Consider the following 3,729-nt stretch of genomic DNA (forward strand, 5'->3'; position numbering starts at 1 on the left):
CTCGATTAATCACTATAGCGGTGTGCAGTCGTATGAGGTACAGTGTCACGAGCTATAAACCATGCTAGGCAAAGCTTGGTCTGTATCTCACTCAAGCGCTTACCGCTATAAGTCAGATTCGTAGATTTCATGATTGAGAAACATCCGATCAAGATTATTCCCTTGAGCGCCAGCGAGTCTTCGCCAAGCTGCTACCATTAAACCTTCGGGAAAAAATTGATATCGAGACACTCCCGATCCAAAAGCGTAATCCTTGGCGCGTCGGATATCGATCTCCGGGATTTCGTATTGGGCAGCAATCCCTAGGATATCTTGATTATTATCCATAATCTGATCATAGTCCTCCCTTACCTTGGCGGTTAGTTTCTGCTCGTAGATATCTAAATGCGCCCATCGATCACTATCACCCTCCATTGATTACTTTAACGCGTCCATTGGTGTTGAGTCCTGGCGTTAACTAAAAATTCCAACTTCGAGCGATCTTCCTCTTTTTCAGAAACGGCGGAACCCTTGCGGAATATTGCCCCGGTTGGACAAGCGGCAACACATTTGCCGCAGGAAGTACAGGCAGAAACGCTGCCCCAAGGCTGATCCATTCCCGCAATAATTTTATCTTTTTCGCCGCGATAAGCCAGATCCCAAACGTGCGCCCCTTCAATTTCATCACAGACTCGCACACAACGGGTACAGAGAACACAACGATTATGATCGATACCGAAAAGAGGATGGGAAATATCGACTTCTCGCTTGGGAAAACGGTAGGGAAAACGACTATGATCCATACCCACTTCGATGGCTAAATCTTGTAATTCACAGTTACCATTAGCCACACAAACTGCACAAACGTGATTACCTTCAGCGAATAATAATTCCACTGTCATGCGGCGATATTCTTTTAGTTTTGGAGTATCGGTATGGACTACCATGCCTTCTGCCACTTCCGTTACACAGGCAGGTAATAATTTATTAATACCTTCAATTTCTACCAAACATAAGCGACAGGCAGCCACTTCGGAAACCCCATCGAGATGACAGAGAGCGGGAATTTTTATTCCTACCTGACTAGCGGCTGCGAGAACTCGCGAACCCGCTTCGATCGCTACATCTTTACCATCAATGCTTAAAGTGATTACGGACATAAAAATTATTCTCCTTGAGGATAATATCCCTCTCCTTCCCATAGGCCACGGTTTGTGGACAAGGATGGGATTTTTACAGAAAGTTTTAACCTAGACAATCGGCTAAGTCTTTTGCAGGGGTGGTAATCGGCTGCAGGTGATAGGTATCGGAGAGGAATTTCAGGACGTTGGGGGAGATAAATGCCGGTAAAGTTGGTCCCAGACGGATATTTTGCATACCTAGATGTAGCAGGGTGAGCAGTACAGCGATCGCTTTTTGTTCGTACCAAGAGATAATTAGGGAGAGGGGAATCTCGTTGACGCTAACGTTAAAAGCGTTGGCTAATCCTAGGGCGATTTTGATGGCACTATAGGCATCGTTACATTGTCCCAGGTCCATTAGCCGCGGTAATCCTTCGATACTACCTAATTGTTTGTCGAAAAAGCGGAATTTTCCACAGGCAAGGGTTAAAACGATGCAATCTTCGGGAACTTGTTCCACGAATTCGGTGTAGTAATTGCGATCGGGTTTTGCCCCATCGCAGCCCCCAACCAGGAAGAAGTGACGGATTTTACCCTGTTTAAGGGCATCAACCACCGTATCAGCGACACTGAGAACGGTATTGTGGGCAAATCCCACTATTACCTGCCGAGGTTCGCTTATTTCAGTAAATCCGGGCAATGACTGCGCTTTAGCAATCACGGGACTAAAATCGATCGCACCGTCAACTGTTTCTAAGCGGTTAATATGGGCATAACCCACAGGTCCGAGGGTAAAGAGTTTACTTTCATAGTTTTCGTGGGGGGGCATGAGACAATTAGTAGTTAAAACTATTGCCCCCGGAAACTTAGCAAATTCTTTAGTTTGATTTTGCCAGGCGGTGCCATAATGACCGTAGAGATGGGGATATTTTTCTTTGAGTTTTGGATAACCGTGGGCGGGTAATAATTCTCCGTGGGTATAGACTGTTATCCCAGTATTGGCAGTTTGTGCCAGTAAAGCCGCTAATTGTTTAATATCATGGCCGGAGACTAAAATGGCTTTACCTAAACGCGGATTTAAGGGAACATTTGTCGGTATGGGATGACCGTAGGTTTCGGTATGACCTTGATCTAATAATTCCATGGCCCGCAGGTTTGCGGCCCCGACTTTTAGACAGATTGCCACCCAATCATTAAGGTTTAAATCACTGCGATCAATTGCCGCTAAAGTCTCTTGGATAACCTGATAAACTGAGTCATCCTCTTGACCTAATTCCTGAGCGTGGAAAGTATAGGAAGCAAGACCTTTAACTCCGTAGATAGCGGTTAACTTTAGGGAAAAAATATCGAGATCCTGTACTTTTTCAATTAGTTCTAAGGATACTTCTTGACCTTGACTGACTAGGCTCTCATTAAAATTAGGCTGATAGTTAGCAAGTGCAGACCAGTCCACCGATCCCAATTGTGCTTTTAAATTTTCCCGCATCTCTAAACAACGCTGAATATAATCGGTAAAACGTCTTTGATCGAAGTTCACATTGGTCATGGTGGCGAAAAGCGACTCGCAGGTAAAAATATCAGCTTCGCGAGTAGATATTGCCGCTTCTTTGGCTTTTAAAACCACCGATGCTAATCCCCGCAGACAATAAACTAATAAGTCTTGAACGGCGTTGACTTCGGGACTTTTTCCACAGGCTCCCCACTGATGACAACCATTACCACTAGCGGTTTGTTCGCATTGTTCACAAAACATAAGGTTTCTCTCTTTTTTCAGTAGATTGACAGATTGTTGCGATTTTTTTCTACTAAATTTAATTCTGCTTTTTTGAAAGTTATTTATTAGCCTTCACCCGGCAGGAATTATGGATTTTACGACTGGAAAGCTTGTCTTGACAGCCTCTACTCTCTGAACTATGTTTTTATTCTCTCACTTTTTTTGCCGGTTGGGTTCTGATTTTAGATTTCCTCAAGAATTACCGATTAAACAATTATTTAGTTGTCTTATTAAATTAAGTATTTTTTGTGATTTTTATGATATAATGAGCGAAATTTTCGATTTTTAGGTGAGTATTTGCCAGTGTTATAGCAATCGGTCTCCTGATTAGGATAGAAAGTTGGAACTTAAGAGTTATTATCGCCTAACTGTGATGATGGGATTGCTTTCGACATAGATAGTTATCTCTTTTTTTATTTACTTAACTTAGCAATGATTGAAACCGCTCATCTCCCCGAATCTGCTCAAAATCTTTATCTGTTTTCGCCATATCCTGATATTTGACATCAAGACTGATGAACGATTTATTTGATTAGTGGTATTCCGAGATCTTTGCAGATTTTATTAGCGAGAATATCCCTAATTTACGTATGTCTTGGAATCGCAGATCTTTTATTTAATTGGGGGTTAAACCACCAAGAATGGCTAGGACTTGCTGAAAAAGTACGGGCGAAGCATTCGGATAGAAAATCTACGGTTTCACCGATAGGTTATTGTCCGAATGCTTCGCCCCTACAGGACGCGGGCCGATGAAGACGCAAGGTTTTGAACGACGATTCTCTCAAAATCTTGCACCTGTGAGAGCAAAACAGAACCCTAAAACTCTTACCTCGTCTATATTTCACATTTATTCAG

At 42.9% G+C, this 3,729-nt stretch carries 4 protein-coding genes; all 4 read right to left on the reverse strand.

Annotated elements, in window-relative coordinates; translation table 11 throughout:
* Positions 1-105: 105 nt before the first annotated feature.
* The 4 genes from IM477_RS15405 to IM477_RS23410 all read right to left on the reverse strand — a co-directional run bounded on the left by IM477_RS15405 (position 106) and on the right by IM477_RS23410 (position 3,391).
* Positions 106-414 carry a hypothetical protein gene (locus IM477_RS15405; RefSeq protein WP_287732430.1) on the reverse strand — a complete coding sequence of 103 codons (309 nt, stop codon included), beginning with the start codon at positions 412-414 and terminating at the stop codon, positions 106-108.
* 8 nt (positions 415-422) lie between these two features.
* Positions 423-1,139, reverse strand: a complete 717-nt coding sequence (gene hoxU / locus IM477_RS15410) for a bidirectional hydrogenase complex protein HoxU (RefSeq protein ID WP_002760545.1) — start codon at positions 1,137-1,139, stop codon at positions 423-425.
* A gap of 85 nt (positions 1,140-1,224) precedes the next feature.
* Positions 1,225-2,853, reverse strand: a complete 1,629-nt coding sequence (hcp, locus tag IM477_RS15415; RefSeq protein ID WP_287732432.1) for a hydroxylamine reductase — start codon at positions 2,851-2,853, stop codon at positions 1,225-1,227.
* A gap of 442 nt (positions 2,854-3,295) precedes the next feature.
* Positions 3,296-3,391, reverse strand: a complete 96-nt coding sequence (locus IM477_RS23410; protein ID WP_419866699.1) for a TPR end-of-group domain-containing protein — start codon at positions 3,389-3,391, stop codon at positions 3,296-3,298.
* Positions 3,392-3,729 lie beyond the last annotated feature (338 nt).

The sequence above is a fragment of the Microcystis sp. M090S1 genome (assembly GCF_020246295.1).
Lineage (GTDB): Bacteria > Cyanobacteriota > Cyanobacteriia > Cyanobacteriales > Microcystaceae > Microcystis > Microcystis aeruginosa.

What these genes read in the sequence shown, in the direction of transcription:
- IM477_RS15405 (WP_287732430.1), bottom strand. Translation starts at nt 414, where the DNA reads ATGGAGGGTGATAGTGATCGATGGGCGCATTTAGATATCTACGAGCAG.
- hoxU (WP_002760545.1), bottom strand. Translation starts at nt 1,139, where the DNA reads ATGTCCGTAATCACTTTAAGCATTGATGGTAAAGATGTAGCGATCGAA.
- hcp (WP_287732432.1), bottom strand. Translation starts at nt 2,853, where the DNA reads ATGTTTTGTGAACAATGCGAACAAACCGCTAGTGGTAATGGTTGTCAT.